Raw genomic sequence first — 3,891 nt, 5'->3', positions numbered from 1 at the left:
GATCCTTACAAGTCTATTCAGCGAGCTAGAAATGAAAATACGAATGGTTTAATCCGTCAATATCTGCCAAAATCATCATCGTTTGATGGCGTGTCAAACGAACAAATAGAGCAGATAGAATTTGCACTCAACCATCGTCCTAGAAAAACACTAGGTTGGTATACACCGAGTGAAGTTATGGCTGGTTTTTATACTGTTGCACTTGCCGCTTGAATCCGCCTTCTGCTTTAATCGCAGCAAGTGCTACCTTAGCTTTAAAATCATTTGAATGATTTCTTCTTGGTCTACGTGCCATAAAATACTCCATATATTGGTGTTTATAACATCATTTGGGGAGCAAAATATCACTTATAAGTGTTGTTCAAATTTCCTGATCCACCTCTAAATCCGACCAAAATTAAAAAATAGGCATGGGATTCAGCGGACGCTTACCGAGTTAAGAGAAATCATTATTGTGAACAGACTATTTCTCTAAGTTGATTCATCACAACATGTAATTTATAGCCATAGAACCGGCCCATTGAGCTTTTACCACGAGATGCAATTTTAGATAATGATTTATGGCGGTGAATAGGTTTGTGCAACAAAGCCTATTCTAATTAAAACTTGGATTTCATAACCATTAATTTACAGTACAACTATCAATAAAATCGCCCCACCATTGCATCATTTCCATACGCTGATTAAAATATTCTGCATGATTATAACTTGCACGGGTTTTATTTTTATCAGTATGAGATAGCTGTGCTTCAATCCAATTTGATTGAAATAAACCGGATTCATTTAATATGGTACTAAATGTCGATCGTAACCCATGAGAAGTTAATTCATTTTCAGTATATCCCATTTTTCTGATAATCAAGTTCAGGGTATTAAAATGAATAGGTTTATTATTGTTTCGGGGGCTAGAAAACACATATTTTTCGCCATGAGACCAAACGAGTGCTGATTTCACAACTTCAAGTGCTTGATCAGATAGTGGAACAAAAAAATCAGGGATATCATGACCTAAAATAACCTTTCTTCTATATTGTTTAATATGTAAGGCTGGTATTTTCCATATTTTTTTATCTAGATCGAAGTGATGTGGTTCACAAAGCAATAATTCTCCACCACGGACGCCTGTATATAATTTAAATAACAGGGCTTTTTTAATAATAGGATCTGTATTAATCTGATTTAATTTAGCTAAGAAATTAGATAGTTCATCTGAATTTAAATGAGGATAGTTTTTCTTAATCTTATTGTTGACTAATATTTTATGAAGTCCATGTGCAATATTATATTCACAATACCCCATCGCTACCGCATAATCATAAATCTGATTTAAATAACTATAGGCTTTCTTTACAGGTTCTTTTACATTTCTAGATTCTATATTTTTAATAATCTTAACTAGATCATATCTTTTAATTTCCATAAATGGCATTAGTCCAATATTTGGATAAACATCCTGATCTAAACATTTTTTTGCGAGCTGAATTACACCGCATCGTGGTTCATCTTCAAAGGAATTTTTAATTTTAAATTCTAACCACTCTTCACAAATATCCTGAAAAGTTTTGATGTATTTTTTATGCAGTGGTTTATTTTCATAATTATTAAATTTATATTCATCCCGGACTGATCTGGCCTCTTTCAAGGACATTACAGGATATTCACCCAACTTCATGCGAGGACGTTTATTTGTCCCTGCAAGTGAATAGCGGTAACTCCAAGATTTACGTCCGTTTGGTTCTACCTTCAAACTTAAGCCGTCATCATCTGCCAGAAAATAGATTTTTTCCTTTGGTTTAGCTTGACGTACCTTAATTTCAGTAAGACTCATGAATTTTTAACCTAACCACAAATGGCACTGCTCAATTCAATTATAGCAAATTTAAGCGATATTCATATGATGCGTATCATACGCATCACATATTTTTATAAGTAATTGTTAAATAAAATTTATATTTAGATTGGTTATTCCATAGTAACCAATTAATTAACCATTAATTTTGCAAGTCTTAAATTGGCATTTGAAGTGCAACCCCATGTTATGACTATTCACATTTCTGCTCCATGATTCATGGTTACTTATTAGTTATGTTATTATGTCAAGAGCGATACAAGAATTAGGGTAACCTTATTATGGAAATAGCGAATACGAAATTACTAGCTGGCGCTTTGATAGCCCTAACTTTAACTATAGTTAGCCCTGTCTTACTTGCAAATGATAACAATGATATACGGAAGACTATTGTAGTTAAGTTTGCTAAAAAAGCTTACTCTGCAAATTATTACGGAAGGATAGATGGATACAAGTATGATTCCTACAAATTTTATGCTAAAAAAGGGCAAAAGTTAAAAGTGAAGTTGACTGGAGGAAATGTTGAAGCTTACTTATGGGGTAATCAATTAAAAGACTCCATCAATCTTGGAGAATATTCTCCAGAGCTTGATGATAATGGTATTTATATTTTACCTGCTTCAGGTGAGTATGAAATTAGAGTATTACAACCTAGATCACAGGCAAGAAAAGATAAAAAACCTCAATACTGGATGAGTATTGACATTAAATAAAGACTTGCTAGATTTTTTTAAGCTTTTATAACAGGGTTCAAAAACTATTGCCAGTTAAACGGGGCGTGATTTTTATTCATATGTTTTTATATTAGTAAAAATGATATAGATACGTAACTCATAGAGATCGTTTCAATTTAACAATCTCTAAATACATCTTGTCATTGGCATGTTGAATCCGTTCATTTGAGGAGTCGTATTGCTTCTGGACTTCATCTAAGAAAGGAGTTTCTTCACATAATTCAAGTACCTTTCCATCGGTGTTTTATCTTTCAAAGCTGAATGTGGTCTCATCCAGTTATAGTAATGCTGCCATTCTGCCAGTTTGCTCTGAATTTCCTCTGAATCGATATCTACAGTAGCGTAGAACTCAGATTCATCAGTCTTTTGTGAGCGCTACCTTGCCATTCAGATGAGGTGAACCCGGTTTATTCGGCCTAAATTTGATCCCATACTGCATCATTTTTTCTGTACTTTTTCAGCAAAGAATTCTCGTCCACGATCGGTCCGTATTCGCTGTATGGGAAAAGGCATTTATTCAATTACACAGTTAAAAAGTCGAGTGTATTCGCAGCTGTTCGGCGTTTATATATCCTTAAAATGCGATATCGTGTGCAGTCATCGATAGATGTGTACTGATATAGTCCAGGACCCAGTTTACAGGTATCCATTTGAATTCTATCGCCTGGTAATGGACGTTCATAACAAATGTAATCTACTTTACGACGGAATTTTTTAATCGGTTTGACTTAATGGGTGGATAGTACTTTATGGATAGTCGCCAAGGACAACGAGACTCCGTGCAGCTCATTAATTCGGTTTGCAAACGTCGAGCACCAAGATTTCTAGCTGAGCGCATTTCCAATATTAAAGCTTCTAGCTCAGCATTGATTTTAGTATTTGGCGATTTCAAGGGACATTTACTATGACTACCTAATCCATCAATACCTTGTTCAAAATATCATTTCCACCACTTGCGTAAAGTTGGTCTAGAAATACCACATCTTCGACAAACCAGGCCGTAAGCGTCCGCTGAATCCCATGCCTATTTTTTAATTTTGGTCGGATTTAGAGGTGGATCAGGAAATTTGAACAACACTTATAAGTGATATTTTGCTCCCCAAATGATGTTATAAACATCAATATATGGAGTATTTTATGGCACGTAGACCAAGAAGAAATCATTCAAATGATTTTAAAGCTAAGGTAGCACTTGCTGCGATTAAAGCAGAAAAAACACTTGCTGAATTGAGTGCTGAATTTGATGTTCATCAAAACCAAATTATCGACTGGAAAAATCAACTGATTTCAGCTTCCTCGCAAGCTTTC

2 protein-coding genes and 4 pseudogenes are annotated in these 3,891 nt (G+C 34.5%); 3 read left to right on the top strand and 3 right to left on the bottom strand.

The features are described 5' to 3' along the window. A pseudogene (locus G5T77_RS14990) lies at positions 1-213 on the top strand (IS30 family transposase); the annotation flags it as partial. 248 nt (positions 214-461) lie between these two features. On the opposite strand, the pseudogene G5T77_RS14985 reads toward G5T77_RS14990, so the two are convergent. After that, positions 462-572, bottom strand: a pseudogene (locus G5T77_RS14985) (transposase); the annotation flags it as partial. A 50-nt stretch (positions 573-622) separates the two neighbouring features. Continuing rightward, positions 623-1,828 (bottom strand): integrase arm-type DNA-binding domain-containing protein, encoded by a 1,206-nt coding sequence (locus tag G5T77_RS14980; RefSeq protein ID WP_166134644.1) that lies wholly within the window; start codon positions 1,826-1,828, stop codon positions 623-625. 302 nt (positions 1,829-2,130) lie between these two features. Here G5T77_RS14980 and G5T77_RS14975 point away from each other — a divergent pair, with 302 nt between their 5' ends. After that, the gene (locus tag G5T77_RS14975; RefSeq protein WP_166134641.1) at positions 2,131-2,562 is read left to right on the top strand and encodes a PPC domain-containing protein; all 432 of its coding nucleotides are present in this window, start codon (positions 2,131-2,133) and stop codon (positions 2,560-2,562) included. Positions 2,563-2,680: 118 nt separating this feature from the next. Here the strand turns inward: G5T77_RS14975 and G5T77_RS14970 are convergent. Continuing rightward, a pseudogene (locus tag G5T77_RS14970) lies at positions 2,681-3,598 on the bottom strand (IS481 family transposase); the annotation flags it as partial. A 122-nt stretch (positions 3,599-3,720) separates the two neighbouring features. On the opposite strand from G5T77_RS14970, the pseudogene G5T77_RS14965 reads away from it, so the two are divergent. Continuing rightward, positions 3,721-3,891: pseudogene (locus tag G5T77_RS14965) on the top strand (IS3 family transposase); the annotation flags it as partial.

It is taken from the genome of Acinetobacter sp. GFQ9D191M, from assembly GCF_011174875.1.
GTDB lineage: Bacteria > Pseudomonadota > Gammaproteobacteria > Pseudomonadales > Moraxellaceae > Acinetobacter.
The sequence above is the reverse complement of the archived record's forward strand: the minus strand, read 5'-3'. Positions and strand labels throughout refer to the sequence as shown.